At 63.0% G+C, this 19,908-nt stretch carries 13 protein-coding genes, 1 tRNA gene and 1 pseudogene; 11 read left to right on the forward strand and 4 right to left on the reverse strand.

Annotated features, from left to right (window positions below):
- The 5 genes and pseudogenes from ACQ4W4_RS10880 to ACQ4W4_RS10900 all read left to right on the forward strand — a co-directional run.
- Positions 1-964: pseudogene (locus ACQ4W4_RS10880) on the forward strand (DNA polymerase III subunit gamma/tau); the annotation flags it as partial.
- Between the two features lie 40 nt (positions 965-1,004).
- On the forward strand, positions 1,005-1,331 hold the full coding sequence (locus tag ACQ4W4_RS10885; RefSeq protein ID WP_034759121.1) for a YbaB/EbfC family nucleoid-associated protein: 327 nt from the start codon (positions 1,005-1,007) through the stop codon (positions 1,329-1,331).
- Positions 1,332-1,378: 47 nt separating this feature from the next.
- Complete coding sequence (gene recR, locus ACQ4W4_RS10890; RefSeq protein WP_034786598.1) at positions 1,379-1,969, forward strand: recombination mediator RecR; 591 nt, start codon at positions 1,379-1,381, stop codon at positions 1,967-1,969.
- A 3-nt stretch (positions 1,970-1,972) separates the two neighbouring features.
- Complete coding sequence (locus ACQ4W4_RS10895; RefSeq protein ID WP_436542028.1) at positions 1,973-3,190, forward strand: CaiB/BaiF CoA transferase family protein; 1,218 nt, start codon at positions 1,973-1,975, stop codon at positions 3,188-3,190.
- Positions 3,191-3,270: 80 nt separating this feature from the next.
- Positions 3,271-4,419 (forward strand): esterase-like activity of phytase family protein, encoded by a 1,149-nt coding sequence (locus tag ACQ4W4_RS10900; protein ID WP_436542029.1) that lies wholly within the window; start codon positions 3,271-3,273, stop codon positions 4,417-4,419.
- Here the strand turns inward: ACQ4W4_RS10900 and ACQ4W4_RS10905 are convergent.
- From ACQ4W4_RS10905 to ACQ4W4_RS10920, 4 genes are all read right to left on the reverse strand, one after another.
- Positions 4,388-6,547, reverse strand: a complete 2,160-nt coding sequence (locus tag ACQ4W4_RS10905) for a putative bifunctional diguanylate cyclase/phosphodiesterase (RefSeq protein WP_436542030.1) — start codon at positions 6,545-6,547, stop codon at positions 4,388-4,390. The two genes, ACQ4W4_RS10900 and ACQ4W4_RS10905, sit on opposite strands and share 32 nt — an antisense overlap.
- A 1-nt stretch (position 6,548) precedes the next feature.
- A complete protein-coding gene (locus tag ACQ4W4_RS10910) occupies positions 6,549-9,434 on the reverse strand; it encodes a hybrid sensor histidine kinase/response regulator (protein WP_436542031.1) in 2,886 nt (961 codons plus the stop codon).
- 315 nt (positions 9,435-9,749) lie between these two features.
- The gene (locus ACQ4W4_RS10915; protein ID WP_010396213.1) at positions 9,750-9,950 is read right to left on the reverse strand and encodes a YbdD/YjiX family protein; all 201 of its coding nucleotides are present in this window, start codon (positions 9,948-9,950) and stop codon (positions 9,750-9,752) included.
- Positions 9,950-12,010, reverse strand: coding sequence for a carbon starvation CstA family protein (locus ACQ4W4_RS10920; protein ID WP_099409947.1), 2,061 nt, complete (start codon positions 12,008-12,010; stop codon positions 9,950-9,952). The genes ACQ4W4_RS10915 and ACQ4W4_RS10920 overlap by 1 nt, the downstream gene beginning before the upstream one ends.
- Positions 12,011-12,256: 246 nt before the next feature.
- Here ACQ4W4_RS10920 and ACQ4W4_RS10925 point away from each other — a divergent pair, with 246 nt between their 5' ends.
- The 6 genes from ACQ4W4_RS10925 to ACQ4W4_RS10950 all read left to right on the forward strand — a co-directional run bounded on the left by ACQ4W4_RS10925 (position 12,257) and on the right by ACQ4W4_RS10950 (position 19,626).
- The gene (locus ACQ4W4_RS10925; RefSeq protein WP_436542032.1) at positions 12,257-13,627 is read left to right on the forward strand and encodes a cache domain-containing protein; all 1,371 of its coding nucleotides are present in this window, start codon (positions 12,257-12,259) and stop codon (positions 13,625-13,627) included.
- A 17-nt stretch (positions 13,628-13,644) separates the two neighbouring features.
- On the forward strand, positions 13,645-14,274 hold the full coding sequence (locus ACQ4W4_RS10930) for a response regulator transcription factor (RefSeq protein ID WP_436542033.1): 630 nt from the start codon (positions 13,645-13,647) through the stop codon (positions 14,272-14,274).
- 218 nt (positions 14,275-14,492) lie between these two features.
- Positions 14,493-15,665 (forward strand): EAL and HDOD domain-containing protein, encoded by a 1,173-nt coding sequence (locus tag ACQ4W4_RS10935; protein ID WP_436542034.1) that lies wholly within the window; start codon positions 14,493-14,495, stop codon positions 15,663-15,665.
- 1 nt (position 15,666) lies between these two features.
- Positions 15,667-17,712: a putative bifunctional diguanylate cyclase/phosphodiesterase gene (locus ACQ4W4_RS10940; protein WP_436542035.1), complete on the forward strand. Its 2,046-nt coding sequence runs from the start codon at positions 15,667-15,669 to the stop codon at positions 17,710-17,712.
- Between the two features lie 94 nt (positions 17,713-17,806).
- Positions 17,807-17,896: transfer RNA gene (locus ACQ4W4_RS10945), tRNA-Ser, on the forward strand.
- A 596-nt stretch (positions 17,897-18,492) separates the two neighbouring features.
- Positions 18,493-19,626 carry an acyltransferase family protein gene (locus ACQ4W4_RS10950; protein WP_436542036.1) on the forward strand — a complete coding sequence of 378 codons (1,134 nt, stop codon included), beginning with the start codon at positions 18,493-18,495 and terminating at the stop codon, positions 19,624-19,626.
- Positions 19,627-19,908: the final 282 nt, after the last annotated feature.

Raw genomic sequence — 19,908 nt, forward strand, 5'->3', positions numbered from 1 at the left:
GCCAGTTGCCGCACCGGCGCCGCCGCCCGCCGCCCCTGTGCCCGCAGCCGCGGCCGCCCCGGCGGCATCGGGCGCCCCGATCAGTTCCGCCCGCGCCGCCATCAATGCGGCGCTGGAAGCGGCCCGCGCCGCCTCGAAAGGCCGTCCGGGCAGCGCGCCGTCGGCGCCATCGTCGGCACCCAAGCCGGCCGCTCTGGCACCGGCCGCTGCCGCTGCCGTAGTGGCGCCCGCCCCGGTAGCGCCCGTCCAGGCTGCACCGCCACCGCCTGCCGCCGCGCAAGCGCCGGCGCCGTGGGACGATGCGCCGCCCGTGGCCGTGATGGAAGCGCCCGTGCAGCAGGCGCGTCCTGCCGCCCCGCCGCCGCAAGCGCAGCAGCAAGACGACGACTTGCCGCCGTGGGTTACCGAATTTTCCGACGATAGCGCGTCCGCCGCCGTGTCGGCGCCCGCCGCGCCAAGCAGCGAGCAGCCCGCCGTCGTCATGCCCCAGCGTGCCGCCAAGCAAGCCGCGCCCAGCGGGCCGTATGTGATTACGCCCGTGCCGGGCCTGGACTGGGACGGCAACTGGCCAGCCGTCGCCGCCGTGCTGCCCTTGCGCGGCGTGGCCCAGCAGCTGGCCGTGCAGGCCGAGCTGATCGAATGCCTGCACGACGGCCACAGCACCACGTTCCGCCTGCGCGTGCCGATCGACACGTGGCGCAGCCCGGCCAACGTGGAAAAACTGGCGGCCGCGCTGAGCGAGCGCTTCGGTCGCAAGGTTTCGGTCGATACGGAACTGGGCGCCGTCTGGTACACGGCCAGCGCGGAAGCGCAGGCCCACCGCGAGGCGTGCCAGCTTGCCGCGGAAGCCACCATCGCCAGCGATCCCTTTGTGCTCGACATGAAGCGGGCATTCGACGCTTTTGTCGTGCCGGGAACGATTACCCCTGCACCGGCCGGCTCCGCCGCGCCGACCCTGCATTGATGATTAACACACTCACAAACTGAATTAACGGAGCATTCTTATGATGAAAAATCAACTGGCTGGCCTGATGAAGCAGGCGCAAGCAATGCAAGACAACATGAAAAAGGCCCAGGAACAACTGGCGCTGGTGGAAGTGGAAGGCCAGTCCGGCGCCGGCCTGGTGAAAATCGTCATGACGTGCAAGAACGACGTCAAGCGCGTCTCCATCGACCCGTCCTTGCTGGCCGACGACAAGGACATGCTGGAAGACCTGGTGGCTGCCGCCTTCAACGACGCCGTGCGCAAGGCGGAAGCGACGTCCGCGGAAAAAATGGCAGGCTTGACTGGCGGCATGAACTTGCCAGCCGGCTTCAAAATGCCATTCTGATGCAACGCCGCATGCGCTCGATCCATGGCACGGGACAGGCTTGATCCATGTCCAAGTCGCTTGAATTCCTGACCGAGGCGCTGCGGCGCCTGCCCGGCGTCGGCCCCAAGTCGGCGCAGCGGATGGCGTTTCATTTGTTGCAGCACGATAGGGAAGGCGCGGCCATGCTGTCGCGCGCCCTGTTCCAGGCCGTCGATGCCGTGCATCACTGCGGCCTGTGCAATACCTTTACCGAACACGAAGTGTGCGAGACCTGTCTCGACGAAGAGCGCGACAAGCGCTTGCTGTGCGTGGTGGAAACGCCCGCCGACCAGCTGATGATCGAGCAGACGCTCACCTACAAGGGCTTGTATTTCGTGCTCATGGGGCGCTTGTCGCCGCTCGACGGCATCGGCCCGAAAGATATCCACCTGGAAAAATTGTTGAACCGCGCCAACGATGGCGTGGTCGGTGAAGTGGTGCTGGCCACCAACTTCACGAATGAAGGCGAAGCGACGGCCCATTACATCAGCGAAATGCTGAAGGCGCGGGGCTTGCGCGTGAGCCGCCTGGCCCGCGGCGTGCCCGTGGGCGGCGAACTGGAATACGTCGACGCGGGCACGATTGCCCGCGCGATGCTCGACCGCAGGGCAACCTAAATCATGCAAGAGAAAACGTCGGCAGGGCCTTTGGCGGGCATCAAAGTCCTGGAACTGGGCACCCTGATCGCGGGGCCGTTCTGCGCCCGCATGCTGGCCGAATTCGGCGCCGACGTGATCAAGATCGAGTCGCCCGATGGCGGCGACCCCATCCGTACCTGGCGCGTGCTGAAGGATGGCACCTCGCTGTGGTGGTCGGTGCAGGCGCGCAACAAGAAAAGTATCACGCTGAACCTGAAGGCGCCGGAAGGCCGGGCGATCGCCCGCCAGCTGGCCCTGGAAGCGGACATCATCATCGAGAACTACCGTCCCGGCGTGCTGGAAAAGTGGGACCTCGGCTACGAGCAGCTGAAAAAGGAAAAACCATCCCTCATCATGGTGCGCCTGTCCGGCTTTGGCCAGACGGGCCCGATGAAGGACTTGCCCGGCTTCGGCGCCATCGGCGAAGCGATGGGCGGCCTGCGCTATGTGTCCGGCTTTGCCGACCGCCCGCCCGTGCGCGTGGGCGTGTCCATCGGTGACTCCGTGGCGGCCCTGCACGGCGTGATCGGCGCCATGATGGCCCTGCGCCACCGCGACGTGACGGGCGGCGCGGCTGCCGGCGAAGGGCAGATGGTCGACGTGGCCCTGTATGAATCCGTGTTCAACCTGATGGAGTCGCTGGTGCCCGAATACGACCAGGCGGGCGTGGTGCGCGAGCGCACGGGCGGCTCGCTGCCCGGCATCGTGCCCTCGAATACCTACACGACGGGCGACGGCGAAAACATCGTCATCGCGGGCAATGGCGACGCCATCTTCAAGCGCTTGATGCTGGCCATGGGCCGCATCGACATGGCGGGCGACCCGCAACTGGCGCGCAACGACGGCAGGGTGGCGCGCACGCAGGAAATCGACGACGCCATCGGCGCCTGGTGCGCCACGCACACCATCGACAGCGCGCTGGCCGTCTTGACGGCGGCGGACGTCCCCGCCGGGAAGATTTATTCCGTGCGCGACATGATGAGCGACCCGCAGTTTCTCGCCCGCGACATGTTTGAGCAGCACCAGTTTGCCGACGGCACGCCCGTGAAATTACCCGCCATCAGCCCGAAACTGTCCGCCACGCCGGGCAAGACCCAGTGGCTGGGCCCCACGCTGGGCCAGCACAACGACGAGGTGCTGGCGTCGCTGGGATTTGACGCGGCCGCCATCGCGCGGCTCAAGACCGATGGGGTAGTGTAATCCGACGCTACCGGCCGGGCCAACAATGTTGTCGGATTACGCTACGCTAATCCGACCTACGCAACTCACTGATACCTGTCATGCATCGATTTTTCCGTACCGCGCTTGCCCTGGCGTCCGCCGCCATCCTTGTCTCCGCCTGCAATATCCCGCCCGCCTCGCATTACGCCGATGCGCCTGGCGTGGGCGGCCTGCGCCTGATCGGCGAACAGCGCATCGCCTTGAAACAGCCGTTCGAGGGCACCACGGTGGGCGGCCTGTCCGGCATCGATTACGATGCGGCCAGCGGCACCTGGGTGATGGAAAGCGATGACCGCTCGGAAATCAATCCGGCCCGCTTCTACCGCGCCGCGCTCGATTACAACAGTGAGAAATTCTCCGGCGTGACCTTAAAAAGCGTGCATTTCTTCACGCAGCCCGACGGCACCCGCTACCCGAACCTGGCGCATGCCAAACTGGAGCGGGGCGACCAGGTGCCCGACATCGAAACCATCCGCGTCGATCCGCAGGACGGCAGCCTGTGGTACGGCAGCGAAGGCAACCGCAAGGTGGGCTTGCACCCGTTCGTGCGCCAAGCGGACCGCGATGGGCGTTATCTGGCTACCTTGCCCACGCCCGCCATGTTCAATGTATCGAAGAAAGAGGTCGGCTCGCGCAACAACATGAGCTTCGAGGCACTGTCTTTCTCGTCGGATGGCAAGAGCTTGTGGCTGGGCATGGAAGCGGCCCTGTACCAGGATGGCCCGCTGGCCACGCCCGATAACGGCTCCGTGGTGCGCATCACGCGCCTGGACCGCGCCGGCAAGGTGCTGGGCCAGTATGCGTATCCGATCGAGCCGGTGGCGTCGCGGCCCGCGCCGGGGCGCGAGGCGGACAATGGCGTGTCGGAAATCCTCGCCGTCAACGACCACCAGGTGCTGGTGGTGGAGCGGGCCGGCGTGGCGAACGCGGACGGCCTTTACACGAATCACGTGCGCATCTACGAAATGGAGACGGATGGCGCCACCGATATCCAGGCTATCCCCGCCCTGGCGGGTGCGACTTATGTGCCGGCGCGCAAGCGATTGCTGCTGGACCTGGAAAAGACGGGTTTGTCCCGCGTCGACAATATCGAAGGCATCAGCTGGGGGCCGCGCCTGGAAAACGGCCGCCGCAGCCTGGTGATGATTTCCGACGATAATTTTAATCCGCAGCAAGTCACGCAAATCCTTGCCTTCGAAGTGCTCTAGTTTCCAGGCTGGCCAGCTGGCCCGCCTGCCTGGCCAGCATGGCGGTGATCGTGTCGTGCGGCGACGGGTGGCCTAGAAAGTATCCCTGCGCCATGTCGCAGCCGTATTCTTCCAGCATCAGCAGCTGCTCGTCCGTTTCCACGCCCTCGGCCACCACCACCATTTTCAAGCCGTGCGCCATGGCGATGATGGCGCGCGTGATGGCCGCGTTTTCCGTATCCTGCGGCAAGCCGGCGATAAAACTCTTGTCGATCTTCAGGGCCCGCACGTCGAAGCGTTTCAGGTAATTCATTGAAGAATAGCCCGTGCCGAAGTCGTCGATGGACAGGTACACGCCGATGCCGCGCAATTGCTCCAGGGTCACCATGGTGGCGCGCGCATCGTCCATCAAGGTGCCTTCCGTCAATTCCAGTTCCAGCAGGCGCGCATCGAGGCCCGTATCGGCCAGGGCCGAGAGCACGATCTGCATCAGGTTTTCATCCTTGAACTGCTTGGCCGACAGGTTCACGGCCATGCGGATGGCGCGCCCGCCATCGTTTTGCCAGGCCTTAGCCTGGTTGCACGCGGTGCGCAGCACCCATTCGCCGATGGGCACGATCAGTCCCGTCTCTTCGGCCAGCGGGATGAATTCCGTGGGCGAGATGATGCCCCGCTCGGGATGGCGCCACCGGACCAGCGCTTCCACGCCCACGATCTGCGTGCTGGGCACGTCGATCTGCGGCTGGTACAGCAGGTACAGCTCGTTGTTCTGCAAGGCTTTGCGCAAGCCCACTTCCATCTTGACTTGGCTCATGATTTCCATCGTCAGCGAGGAACTATAGAGCTTGGCGTTGTTCTTGCCGCAGTTCTTCGCGTGATACATGGCCGTGTCCGCATATTTGAGCAGCGAGTTGCAATCCTCGCCATCTTCCGGATACAGCGAGATGCCGATGCTGGCCGTGACGAAAATCTCGTGTCCCTCGATCATGAAGGGCCGGCGCATGGCTTCCTTGACCCGGTGCGCCACGTTCAGCGCGTCTTCCACCCGTTCCAGGTCGGGTATCAAAATCGTGAATTCGTCGCCGCCCAGGCGCGCCAGGTTGCTGCCGCCGGAGACGCCATCGAGCTCGTATTCGGCGCGCAGCACCAGGTCGCTGGGGCGGATCGTTTCGCGCAGGCGCTCGGACACCACCTTGAGCAAATGGTCGCCCACGTCGTGGCCCAGGGTGTCGTTGATGCGCTTGAAGGCATCGAGGTCCATGAACAGCACGGCGAATTTCTTGTCGTGCTCTTTCGAACGCACCAGTTCCCGCTCCAGCGTTTCCAGGAAGGCCTGGCGGTTGGGGATGCCCGTCAGGCTGTCGCAGTAGGCGAGGCGGCGGATCTGTTCTTCGGTACGCTTGCGTTCGCTGATGTCGCGCACCAGGCCCAGCACCTCGTCGGCCCCCGTCGCCACCAGGCGCGCCTCGAAATGGCGCGTGCTGTCCTCGTGCGTGAGCGTGTAGTCGACCGAGCCGATGTGCTGCGTGGTCAGCACGGCGTGCGCCTTGTCGAGCAGGCGCGCGGCGATTTCGGGCGGCAGCACGTCGCGGATATGGCTGCCCACGCAGTCGCTGAGGGAAAAGCCCGCGCTGGCGTCGTGGCCCTGTTCGTAGTCGAGATAAAAGCCTTCGCGATTCAGGCGAAAGAAGGTGTCGGGGATGGCGGCCAGCACGGCGCGGTTGTGCGCGTCGGCGATGCGCAGGCGGGCGATGGCGTCGCTGGCGCGCAGCACGTACAGCACGCGGTGTCCGAGGATGGGCCAGTTGATGGGCTTGGAAATGAAATCGGTGGCTCCCACCTCGTAGGCGTGCGTGACGGCTTCCAGTTCGTCGCCGCCCGTGACCATGATGATGGGCACCGTGCCGCCCACTTCCTGGTGGCGGATTTCGCGGCACACGGCAAAGCCGTCCATGGCCGGCATGTCGACGTCGAGCATGACGAGATCCGGCCCGCTGTGCTTGTAGCTGGCCAGCGCCTGCACGCCATCTTCGGCCTCGATCACGTCCAGGCCCACCTGCGTGAGCATTTGCCGCATCAGCAAGCGCATCACGGGATCGTCGTCGGCCACCAGCACCAGGCCGCGGGGAGGGGAGAGGGGCGCTGTCATGTCAGTGTTCCTTCACGAGGATGGCCTTCAGCGATTCGCGTACGGCCAGGAAGGCTTGCTGCATCTGCTGCAGCAGGGCAGCCGCGCCCTCGGTGCTGCCGGCGCGGCCCAGTTTTTCCATCTCCTTGCACAGCTGCGCCAGGCCGTCGGCGCCCACGTTGGCGCTGCCCGATTTGAGGCTGTGCGCCACCTTGCGCAGCGCTTCCGCATCCGCGCCGGCGATCGCTTCGCGCATGGCGATCAACTGGCGCGGCGTCTCGCCGACAAAGGCCTCGATGACCCGTTCGAGCAGCGCATCGCCGTCGGCGCGCGACAGGGCGCGGATGTTTTCCAGCGCCTGGCGGTTCAGCGGCTGGCCCGACATCGTGGCGGCGGATGGCGGCGTTGCCTCGGGCGGCGGTTCGGGCGGCACCTCCGGCAGCGCTTGCGGTTCTTCGCTGTGGTGCACGGTGGCCGCGCGCGGCAGGGTGATCCAGCGCGCAATCGTGTGGCCCAGATCCTGCTGCGTGAACGGTTTGCTCAGGTAATCGTCCATGCCGGCCGCCAGGCAGGCTTCGCGGTCGCCCTGCAGCGCATTGGCCGTGATGGCGACGATGGGCAGCACGCGCGCGTGGCCGCACTGCTGTTCATGGCGGCGGATCTCCGCCGTGGCGGCAAAGCCGTCCATCACGGGCATCTGGCAATCCATCAGGATCAGATCGAAATCCTCGGCCTGCGCCGCCTGCAGGGCTTCTTCGCCGTTGCGCGCGCAGACCACGTCCAGGCCCAGGCTGTCGAGCATGGCCAGCGCCACTTCCACGTTGACGGGATTGTCCTCGGCCAGCAGCACGCGGCGGCGCTGGCGCCGGCCGGGGTGGCGTAGGGCATGGCGCCCCGTGTGCGGCGGAACGATGCGCAGGCTGTCGCTGGCGCGCGGCGGCGTGACGATGCAGTCGAACAGGTCGCATTCGCGGGCCGGCTTGATCAGCTGGAAGGCCACGCCCGCCTCGCGCCGCTGCACGGGGTCGGCCGCCGCCTGTTCCGTGCTCAGCAGCAGTAATTTGAGGTCGGCCAGCAGCGGGTCGCTCTTGATGGTGGCGGCCAGGGCCAGGCCGCTGGTGCGCGGCAATTCCATGTCGAGCAGGGCCACGCCGTACGGCGTGCCCGCCTGCGCGGCCGCGCGCAGCTTGGCCAGGCAGTCGCTGGCTGTGCCGGCGCTGTCGCTGACGATGTGCCAGCTGGCCAGTTGCCGCTCCAGCACGGCGCGCGTGGCGGGTGTGTGGTCGACGATCAAGGCGCGTAACCCTCGCGTGGTTTTCAGGTTGAAGGACGGGTCGTCGCTGTCGACTCTCCGCTTATCGAAATTTACTTCGAACCAGAAGATCGATCCTTGCGTTAAAGCATTATTAACGCCGATAGTGCCGCCCATCAGCTCCACCAGCTGTTTCGAGATCGTCAATCCCAGGCCCGTGCCGCCGTGCTTGCGCGTGGTCGAGCCGTCCGCCTGCGAGAACGATTCGAAGATGCGCGTCTGCGCCTCGTTCGATACGCCGATGCCCGTGTCGTGCACCTCGAAGCGCAAGCCCACGCTGGGCGCGTCTTCGCTGCACACGGTCACTTTCACGGTGACCTTGCCCGTTTCCGTAAACTTGATGGCGTTGCCCAGCAGGTTGACGATGATCTGGCGCAAACGGTTCGGGTCGCCGCAGATGGCGATGGGAATGTCAAACGCGATGTCGAATTCCAGGCTGATGTTTTTCGCTTCCGCCTGCGGCGCGAACACGTGTTCTATGTCGTCGAGCAATTCGCGGAAATTGAAGCGGATGTATTCCACGCTCAGCTTGCCCGCCTCGATCTTGGAAAAGTCGAGGATGTCGTTGATGATCACCAGCAGATTCTGCCCCGAGCGCTGCACCATGCTCGTGTAGTGGCGCTGCTGCGGGCTCAAAGGGCTGGCCAGCAGCAATTCCGTCATGCCCAGCACGCCGTTCATCGGCGTGCGGATCTCATGGCTCATGGTGGCGAGAAACGCGCTCTTCGCCTGGCTGGCCGCCTCGGCCGCATCCTTGGCCTTTTCCAGCTGCGCCGTGCGCACTCCCACCTGGCGCTCGAGCTGGTCGCGGTAATTGGCCAGGGTGCTGTCGCGGCTGTCGATCTGCGCCAGCATGTCGTTGAAACTGTCGATCAGCACGCCCAGCTCGTCGCTGCGCTGGTGCGCGATGCGGTGGCTGTAGGTCTGGCTGCTCGATACTTTTTGCGCCGTATCGATCAGCTTGGTGATCGGCTCGGCGATCACGCTCTTGAAGCGCCGCGCGAGGAACACGGCGATCAGGAAGGACAGCACGGTGGCGCCGCCGATGGCCCCCACGTGGCGGCCGATGTCGCGCCACATGTGGTTCAGGTCCGCCTCGATCAGCACGGCGCCGATGATCTGTTGCGGCTCGCCGGGCCGGTAGACGGGATGGTACAAGCGCATGGCGGGCGCCAGGGTCGTGCCCGAACCTTGCGTGACGGGCTGCACGGCCATGTCGGCCAGCAGGGCCGGGTCCATGTCTTCCGGCGCCGCCAGGCCCGCGAACTCCGTTTCGTGCTGCGGCGCGCGGTACAGGGCGAACAGGCGGCCCCCCTTGTCGAACAGGGCCGCCTGGGCGATTTCATCGCGCGCGGCCAGCGCGGCCAGCACCTGTTCCGCCTGCGGCTGTGCCGATTTCCCCGCCAGCAACGGCGCCGCGCTGGCCGCGCCGATCACGCCCGCCAGCGACAGCAATTGCTTGCCTTCATCGTTCTTGTGGCTGAGCACGGACGTCAGCGCGAACGCCACGAACACCAGCAGCAGCGCGCAGCCCGACGACAGTACCGAGATCATGGTCAGCTTCTGGCTGATGCTGGAGCGTTGGAAATTGAACATGCGTCGCTGCTTCCCCGGTCGCCCGTTGACTGTTATTTAATTCCTATTGGAAAAATATAGACGCGAAGACACACCCTGATATTGATGTGGGTCTAAGGGACGAGAGGGGAGGGGAACTTATACGAGAGGAAATGAATGGGGCGGTCTCACAAGACCGCCCTCAAATTATTGCTGAGCAACAACACCTGACTCAGCCGTAGCGAGCGGAAGGGAGAGGTGGCCGAGAAGCGCAACCGTACTTTGTACGGGGCCGCCGAGGCGGTGAGCATCGCAAGCCGCCTATACCGACGCGCAGTAGGCTGGGTCAGGTGTCCGCTAACAGCAACCGCCACGCTTGCCCGCGCCGCCGTAACGGGCTTCCTGCCGTTCGCGGAAGAACTCTTCATACGTCATCATCGGCTCGCCGGGATGGGTGACTTCCCGGTGCGCCACGTAGGTGTCGTACTCGGGCAAGCCGCACATGAGCCGCATGCTTTGCCCCAGATAGCGACCCGCCTTGATGATTTCATCGATCATCATTGCACCGTGGGCATGGCCTGGAACGGCGTTTCCTTGGTGCTTGGACGGCTGTCGGCGCGCGCCTTCATGATGGTGCGGATGCCGAAGAACAGCACGCTGACGACGACCACCACGAAGAAGGCGGCCAGGCCGGCATCGAGGTAGTCGTTGAAGATGATCTGCTGCATCTGCGCCACGGACTTGGCCGGCGCCAGCAGGGTGCCTTCATCCAATGCCGCCGAGTATTTCTTCGCATGCGCGAGGAAGCCGACGCGCGGGTTGGCGTCGAAAATCTTTTGCCAGCCCGCCGTCAGGGTGCACAGCAGCAGCCAGATGGTCGGCGTGATGGTCACCCACGCATACTGGCCACGTTTCATCTTGAACAGCACGCAGGTGCCGAGGATCAGCGCGATGGCCGCCAGCATCTGGTTGGCGATGCCGAACAGCGGCCACAGGGTATTGATGCCGCCCAATGGATCGACCACGCCCTGGTACAGGAAGTAGCCCCAGGCCGCCACGCACAGGCCCGTGGCCAGCAGGTTGGCGATGACGTTTTCCGTCTGTTTCAAGGCGGGCACGAAGCTGCCCAGCAAATCCTGCAGCATGAAGCGGCCGGCACGCGTGCCCGCATCGACGGCCGTCAGGATGAACAGCGCCTCGAACAGGATGGCGAAGTGGTACCAGAAAGCCATCATGGCCTTGCCGCCGATGGCGCCGGAAAGAATCTGCGCCATGCCGACGGCCAGGGTCGGTGCGCCGCCGGCGCGCGAGATGATGCTGTGCTCGCCAACATCCTTGGCCGTCTGCGTCAGCATTTCCGGCGTCACATAGAAGCCCCACTGCGAGATGGCCTGTGCGGCCGATTCAGCCGTGGTGCCGATCAGGGCGGCCGGGCTGTTCATGGCGAAATAGATGCCGGGCTCGATGGTCGAGGCGGCCACCAGGGCCATGATGGCCACGAACGATTCCATCAGCATGGCGCCATAGCCGATGAAGCGGGCGTGGCTTTCGTTTTCTATCATCTTCGGCGTGGTGCCCGAGGAAATCAGCGCGTGGAAGCCGGAAACGGCGCCGCAGGCGATCGTGATGAACAGGAAGGGGAACAGATTGCCCGACCAGACGGGGCCGGAGCCGTCGATGAACTTGGTCATGGCCGGCATTTTCAGGTAAGGCGCAACGACGATGATGCCGATGGCCAGGCCCAGAATCGTGCCGATTTTAAGAAAAGTAGACAGGTAGTCGCGCGGCGCCAGCAGCAGCCACACGGGCAGGACCGAGGCGATGAAGCCGTAGCCGATCAGCATCCACGTCAGTTCCGTGCCCGTGAACGTAAACATCGGGCCCAGCACCGCGTGTTCCTGCACGTACTGGCCGCCGATGATGGCCAGCATCAGCAGCACAAAACCGATGATGGAAATCTCGCCGATGCGGCCCACGCGGATGAAGCGCGAATATACGCCCATGAACAGGGCGATGGGAATCGTCGCCATCACGGTGAAGCTGCCCCAAGGCGAGCCCGTCAGCGCCTTGACGACGATCAGTGCCAGCACGGCCAGGATGATGACCATGATCATGAAGCAGCCCAGGAGCGCAATCATGCCGGGGATTTCGCCCAGTTCAGCCTTGATCAGGTCGCCCAGCGAGCGGCCGTCGCGGCGCATGGAAATGAACAGCACGATGAAATCCTGCACGGCGCCGGCGAACACGACGCCCGCCAAAATCCACAGCATGCCGGGCAGATAGCCCATCTGCGCGGCCAGCACGGGGCCGACCAGGGGGCCGGCGCCGGCGATCGCCGCGAAATGGTGGCCGAACAGCACATATTTGTTGGTCGGCACATGGTCGAGGCCATCGTTGTGCTTGAACGCCGGCGTCATGCGGCGCGCATCGAGGCCCAGCACCTTGTCGGCGATGAACAGGCTGTAGAAGCGGTAGGCGATCAGGTAGACGCAGACGGCGGCGATGACGATCCAGATCGCGCTGATCGGTTCGCCACGTTGCAGGGCGACGACGCCCAGGGACCCGGCGCCTGCCAGCGCAAGCGCTGCCCAGCCGAGCTGTTTGAAAATGCGGTTCATGCTTCCTCCAGAGATTGACGGGCGCTGTGCCGTGCGATGATGTGTGCTGCAGAGCCTGGTCGTCGCCAGTTTGGATGTTACTTTTGGTGTATCTGCAGCTTATGCCGAGTATTCAGGAATCGTATAATTGCCGCAAGCGCAGCACTACGCAGTAACGCTCAGTATTACTACGCAGGCCGATCGCCGCGCCGCGACGTAAAATCACCCATTCCCACCAGCATCGACGCCGCCGGAGCGCGCCAGGCCATGAAACTCAGACAGAAAGTCATCTTCCTGGCCCTCACGCCGCTCATCCTCGCCCTGTGCGCCATTGCGTTTGCCGTGCGGCACCAGGCGATTACCCTGGCAGAGCAGCAGCGCGCCACCATCCAGCAAGCGTATCTGGCCAGCAAGGAAGCCGAGCTCAAGCATTACGTGACCCTGGCCAGCCATTCCATCGCTTCCCTGTACCAGTCCGGGCGCAAGGATGCCGCCACGCAAGAGGAAGCCAAGCGCATCCTGTCCGCCCTCAGCTATGGCGACGATGGCTATTTCTTTATCTACGATTCGCAGGGCAAGTCGCTGATGCATCCGCGCCAGCCCGAGCTGGTGGGGCAGAATCTGTGGGAGCTGCGCGACGCCGAGGGCAATCTGACCATCCAGCGCCTGATGCAGCGGGCGAAGAGCGGCGGCGGTTTCGAGCGCTACAACTGGATCAAGCCGTCGACCAACAAGTCCGCGCCCAAGCTCGGCTATGTGATCCTGATGCCGGAATGGGGCTGGATGATGGGGACCGGTATTTATATGGACGACGTGGACCAGGCGCTGGCCAAGGTCGACGCCCAGCAGTCGCGCAATATCCGCTCGACCATGGAGTTGATCGCCGCCATCGCCATCCTCGGCTCACTGCTGGTGGCTGCCTGCGGCCTCGTGCTGAACCTGCGCGAACTGCGCGTGGCCGATGCCAAGCTGAAAGTGCTGGCGCAGCGGGTGGTCGAATCGCAGGAGGAGGAGCGGGCGCGGCTGTCGCGCGACTTGCATGATGGCATCAGCCAGTGGCTGGTGTCGATCAAGCTGCAGATCGAGGCGGGCATCGCGCGTCTGGCCGGCAATGCCGAACAGAAAGAAAAGGCGCCGGCCACCTTCGAGCGGGCCGCCGAGCAGCTGAACAAGGTGCTGGGCGAGGTGCGGCGCATTTCGCACAACCTGCGCCCGGCCATCCTCGACGACCTGGGCCTGGCCGCCGCGCTCGACCATCTCGTGCATGAATTTAACGACAGCAGCAGCGCGCAAGCCAGTTTCACGGCCAGTCCGGCGGCGGCGGGCGAGGGCTTGCCCGACATGGTCAATACCGTGCTGTTCCGCATCGCCCAGGAAGCGCTGACCAATTGCGAGCGCCATGCCCACGCCTGCGGCGTGGAAGTGAGCCTGCGCGAGGCGGGCAAGGCCGTGGAACTCCGCATCCAGGATAACGGCGGCGGCTTCGACTTTGACGGCATCGCCCTGCATCCGCAGCGTGGCATCGGCCTGCGCAACATGACGGAACGCATGGAAGCCATCGGCGGCAGCCTGCACATCACCTCGTCCCCGGCCGGCACCGTGGTGCTGGCGCGGCTCGCCCTTTCATCCCCACACTAAATAATAGATACTCAACCATGACCGAGAAGATCAACATCCTGCTGGTGGACGACCACCCCCTCGTGCGCGACGGCTTGCGCGCGCGCCTGGAGGCGGTGGCGCATTTCGACGTGGTGGCCGAGGCGGGCGGCGCCGACGAAGCGCTGGCCCAGGCGCGCGCGCACCAGGTGGATTTGGTGTTGATGGATATCAATATGCGCGGCACGAACGGCATCGAGGCGACGGCGCTGTTCAAGCAGGCGTTCCCGCGGATTGCCGTGCTGATCCTGTCCATGCACGACAAGCTCGAATACGTGTCGCAAGCGATCGCCGCCGGCGCGCGCGGCTATGTGCTCAAGGATGCTCCAGGGAAAGATATCGTGTTTGCCATCGAGACGGTGATGTCCGGCGGCATTTATTACAGTGCAGCGCTGGCGCGGCAGCTGTCGCGCCCGCAAGTCCACGATTCCTTCCTCACCACGCGCGAGCAGCAAGTGCTGCAGCACATCGCGGCGGGCCAGTCGAACAAGCAGATCGCCCGCGCGCTGGACCTGAGCGTGCGCACGGTGGAGACGCACCGGCTGAACATCAAGCGCAAGCTCGGCATCGAAGGGCAGGCCGAATTGATCAAGTATGCGGTCGAGCATGCACAGGGCGGCAGCGCCTGAACAGGCGCGCGCGGCGCCGTGCTGTTGTCGCCCCCGCATGACAGGCGGGTCTCGCGGGGGAATGTTCTTTTTGAATATTTATTGCCAAAATTAAACTGTTTCATGGGTGAGATTCGGATAGAATGAATCTCGCTGTCGAAATGGCATCCCTGTCGGGCCAGGGTTGCCAATGCTGGTCAGTTTATTTACTATGGCGCCCTACCCACACTGAGATACCGATGTCAGCGTCTGAATCAAACCTGTTTCCGTTGGTGGGATTACAAGCAGTAGCCAATGCTCATAACGAGTGGGTCGCTGTCACCCTGCATGTACCGCAGGCCTCGACGGCGTCGCTGCTGGCGGCGCTGGCCGCTGCCGATGCGTATGCCTTCCTGGCGCCGCTCGACTGCATTATTCCCCTGGCCGACCCGCAAGGCGTGGACGAGGCCGTGCTGGCGCAACTGGCGCCGCAACGCACCATCTTCCGTTTGCCGGCCCATCTTGCCGGCGACAAGCACATCCAGAAAAAATGCCTGCAATGGCGCGAGGCCGGCTACCGCATCCTGCTCGATGGCGCCCAGGCTAGTCCCGTGGCGGCGGCGCAGGTCGAGGCGCGCGCGCTGAGTTTTGATGCGGCCGGCGCCCGCCCAGCCCTGCATCAGCTGCTGCCTTTGCCGGGGCCGCACCTGGCCTACAACATCGCCGACGCGGCGCAGATTGCCGAATTGCAAGAACTCGGCGTGAGCTGGTTTGCCGGCGATTACGCCTTGCGGCATGCGCGCCAGCAAAGCGAGCCGGAAGACGCCACCTCGCGGCGCCGGCTGATGACGCTGCTGGGCCTGCTGGCCCGTGATGCCGACGCCCATGAGCTGGAAGTGCCGCTCAAGCAAGACCCATCGCTCAGCTATCATTTATTGAAACTGGTCAATTCAGCCGCCTTCGGTTTCACGGCGCCGATTAGCAGCTTCAGCCAGGCCATCACCCTGCTGGGCCGGCGCCAGTTGCAGCGCTGGCTGCAACTGCTGCTGTATGCGCGGCAACAGGACGATGGCAAGATCCACGCCTTGCTGCCGCTGGCGGCCGTGCGCGCGGCGCAGATGGAAGCGCTGTGTCAGCTGCGCGGCGGCGACCGCGATGCGCAAGACCTGGCCTTCATGGCAGGCGTATTTTCCCTGCTCGACGTCCTGCTGGGCATGCCGATGGAAGAAATCATCGCCACCCTGAACCTGGCGCCCGAGGTGAGCACGGCTTTGCTCGAACGTAATGGCGAGCTGGGCGCCTTGCTGGCGCTGGTCGAAAGCGCCACGCCGCCGCCCGACGGCTTGCGCCGTGCCGGCATCGATGGAGAAACCTATTGGCGCAGCCTGCTGCAGGCCTACCAATGGGCCATCCAGGTCAGCCGGAACCTCTAGCATGACCCTGTTTCCGGTGTCGGATTTCCTCGCTGACAGCGCCGCCCTGTGCGACGCCGTCGTGCGTTTGCGCGGCTCCGCGCTGGTAGCTGAGCTGGGCCGTATCGCCAGCACCGTGATGGCCAGCCCGTATGGCCAGTTCCTGCCTGCGGCCAGTACGGGCGCCGCTAAGCCAGCCGTGCCGTATCCCCGCGATACGCCCGCCTTGTTGCAGGAAGTCAGCTTCGACGGCCATTGCTTCGGCCACTACAGCGTGGCCGGCCGCCCGCTGTATAACGACGCCGACCGCCGCCACCTGGCCAGCCTGGCATCGTTGACGGCCGGCGTCTTGCAGGTGCATTCGCTGGCGCAACGCTCGACCCATGCCTACGCGCAAGTCGAAGCCTTGCTGGCGCAGCAGACGCAAATCCTCGACCAGTTGCACGAATCCGTGCTGACGATGGACTTGACGGGCTACATCACCAGCTGGAACAAGGGCGCCGAGCGCCTGTTCGGCTACACCTCGGTGGAAGCCGTGGGGCGCAACATCTTGTTCCTGTACGACGACGAAGACACGGGTTTCCACGACGCCTTCCTGGAGCAGGGAGGGCGCCTGATGGAGGTGCGCCGGCGAAAGAAGTCGGGCGAGATCTTCTGGGCCAGTCTGTCGCTGTCGCCGCTGCAGGACATGGACGACAAGCCTATCGGACTCATCGCCTACCTGACGGACATTACGGAACGCAAGCTGGCCGAAGAGCGGCTGCACCACCTGGCCTACTATGACCCGCTGACCAGCCTGCCCAACCGTACCTTGCTGGCCAAACTGGTCGACCAGGCTCTCAGCGTGGCGCAGCGCAGCAAGATGCTCGGTTGCGTGCTGTTCATCGACCTGAACCGTTTTAAGCTGATCAACGACACCCTGGGCCGGCGCATCGGCGACGAACTGCTGCGCCAGGTCTCCTTGCGTTTTCGCCAGGTATTGCGCGACCAGGACCTGGTGGCGCGCCTGGGCGGCGACGAGTTCGCCGTCGGCCTGTTCGACATCGGCCAGCATTTCGAAGCGAGCATGGTGGCGCAAAAGCTCCTCGCCTCGCTGGTGGAGCCGTTCCTGATCGAAGACCACGACCTGCGCGTGGGCGCCAGCATCGGCATCAGCGTGTATCCGCAGGACGGGCAGGATGCGGAAACCCTGCTGCGCCTGGCCGACATCGCCATGTACCGCGCCAAGCAGGACAGCGGCGGCGAAGCGGAAAGCGTGGCTTTTTACAGCCAGGACATGAACCAGGGCATGCAGGCGCGCATGCGTCTGGAAACTGGCTTGCGCCAGGCCCTGTCGGAGCAGCAACTGCTGCTGCACTACCAGCCGAAGTACGCGCTCGGCAGCGGGCGCATCATCGGCGCCGAAGCGCTGGTGCGCTGGCACCACCCGCAGCACGGCATGATCCCGCCCGCCGAATTCATCCCCCTGGCCGAATCGACGGGCCTGGTGGTGCAGGTGGGCGAATGGGTGCTGGAAGCGGCCTGTGCCCAGGCGCAGGCATGGAAGCTGGCGGGCCTGCCGCCGATCCGCCTGGCCGTCAACGTCTCCGCGCGCGAATTTACGGCAGCCTTGCCCGCCAGGGTAGCGGCGACCCTGGCCCGCTACGGCCTGGAAGCGGCCTGGCTGGAGCTGGAAATCACGGAAAGCACCCTGATGCACAACATCGAGCGCGTGATCGCCATCATGGACCGCATCACGGCCCTGGGCGTGGCCCTGTCGCTGGACGACTTCGGCACCGGCTATTCGAGTCTGTCCTATTTGAAACGCTTTCCCATCGACACCCTGAAAATCGACCGTTCGTTCACCACCGGCATCCCCACCGACGCCAGCGACTGCGCCATCGCCAGCACCATCATCAGCATCGCCCAGCAACTGCACCACAAGGTGATCGCCGAAGGCGTGGAGACGGCCGAGCAGCTTGCCTTCCTGAAGAGTTCAGGCTGCGACGAAGTACAAGGCTACCTGTTCTCGCGCCCGCTGCCGGCGAGGGAGTTCGAGCGGGCGCTGCGGGAAAACTGGGGCGTGTAAGACAGGCGTGCCAGCGCTTTCCTGTCCGTGGAAAGCGCTGTGACAGCGCTAGCCATTGGTAAGCGGGGAACCTTTATGTATAATGCTGCCATCTGGAAGCGTGGCCGAGTGGTTGAAGGCACTAGTCTTGAAAACTAGCGACGGGTTACACTGTTCGTGAGTTCGAATCTCACCGCTTCCGCCAATAAAAACAATACGTTAGCGCAGTTTCTGCTTTATGCAAATGCGGTAACAAAAGCCCCTGTAACTGATTACATACAGGGCGAAATCAGTGCCAGCGCACCGTTAGGCCAAAGCAAGCGGTACGCAGATAGTAAACGGCGCAGCAAAGCGGTAAGCGCCTCGGTAAGTGCGCCGCACCCTTCCCGCAACATCAGCTGAGGCAAGCGTTACTGCATACCGCAGCGCAGGCACACAGCACCGCTACAGGCCACACCTCACCCGCGCCAATACCCTTGGCACCCTCGCACCGATCGCGGCCCTAGCCGCCCACTGTGCAGCCCATTTCCGCTAGTTCGCATAGGCGACGTTCGATGCGTCCTCAATGTAAGCAGGTTGATGTCGTTCTAGTCGGCTTACACGGCCTATTTGCCGTGTTGCTGCCGGACAGTGTTTGGCAGTAACGTTTCCCTCTGCGCTGCTGACAAGTTATCATCTACTTTTTAAAGCGATGAAAAGTGTCGCTATACGAGCGGAAAATTTGAAACGAACCTTTGCCGAAAAACAAATCATCTGGTTTTTTGCGTGGTTGGCGGGCAATCGAACAATTAAGGAAAAAAATTGAAAGACGAAAAAGAAATATTCTCCCTGACTGGACTGCGTTTTGTTGCAGCCTTTTATGTCTTTCTGTTCCATATCCACATTCGCTGGCCTATCTCAAGTCATTCTCTTGCGAAGAATGTTCTAGATCAAGGAGCCATTGGGATGAGCTTGTTTTTTATGCTTTCTGGCTTTGTGCTTGCGTATCGTTACGCTGATGGGCGCAGCACCTTAAAGGATTATTTGATTAATCGGTTTGCCAGAATATATCCAATATACGCAGTAGCTGCGCTAGTCACGTTGCCATGGATTGGAATTAATTTTGTGAACAGCTCACTAGCCGATACATTAAAGTGGATCGGACAACTTGCACTTCTTGTCTTTTCAAATATTTTTCTTATTCAGGCATGGTTTCTCCAGTATTTTAGTCACTGGAATGATGGCGGTAGCTGGTCAATCTCCGTTGAGGCGTTTTGTTATATCTTGCTTCCTTTCTTTCTGCCTAGCCTTTTGCAAGCCTCAATGAAGCGTTTATTCGTCATCGCTGCTGTCTGCTGGTTGTTGGCGGTGTTGCCAGGTCTGTCTGCCGCACTTTTTAATAGCCCGTCTAATGGCGTCTTTTATTCGATGCCAATCTTTCGTTTGCCTGAGTTTTTGATTGGAGTATGTACATACTTGGCCATCCGTCTCGGATTTAAATATCGATTTGGAGCGGTGATTCAATTAGCTGTGCTTGTGACTTTTTTTCTTTATTTGGGAATTGCCGGGCCGGAAATGCCACTTTATGTCGGCCACAACTGGATTGCTCTGCCTGTTATTGCTTTTATGATTTTTTCCTTGTCGAATGACAGGGGGCTAGTTGCCTCGATTCTTGCCTCCCGTGTTTTTGTCTGGCTGGGAAAAATAAGTTACTGTTTTTATTCTTTTCAAGCCCTAATTATTTTGTTGCTTATTGGCTATCACGACAAGTTGATTCAGGTAGCCCCCGCTCTGTCCAACAACAAATTGTTGGCGATAGCATCGTTGGCAGTACTGGTGGCGCTGTCCGCATCGGGCTACTACCTGATTGAGGAGCCTGCACGACGTTGGATTAGGCGATACCACAAGGAAAGGGCGATCCGCAGAGTTGAACCTGCCAGCCACGTCTCTAGCTAGTTCGACCCCGTCCCCCTCAACAACTACAGAGCCGACGTCCAGAGTGCGACGAGCCAGTCAAAACAAACCCGCCACAGTCGGCGGGTCCGGGTTCATATTGTTGGAGTTGCTGACCGTGCTACCGCCAACGCTAGGCCCGGCAGCAGCGTAATCAAGCGGGCCGGAAGCGGCTAGGGCATTGGCGCCCATGCCCGCGCCGCCTGTGCCGGCCCCTGTCGCCCGCTGCCCTGTGCTGTAGCGGCAACCTTTACCATACCCATGCCAGCAACCTTGGCGTAGTTA

This window comes from Janthinobacterium glycogeni, assembly GCF_051380725.1.
In the GTDB taxonomy this organism is placed as follows: Bacteria; Pseudomonadota; Gammaproteobacteria; order Burkholderiales; family Burkholderiaceae_D; genus Janthinobacterium.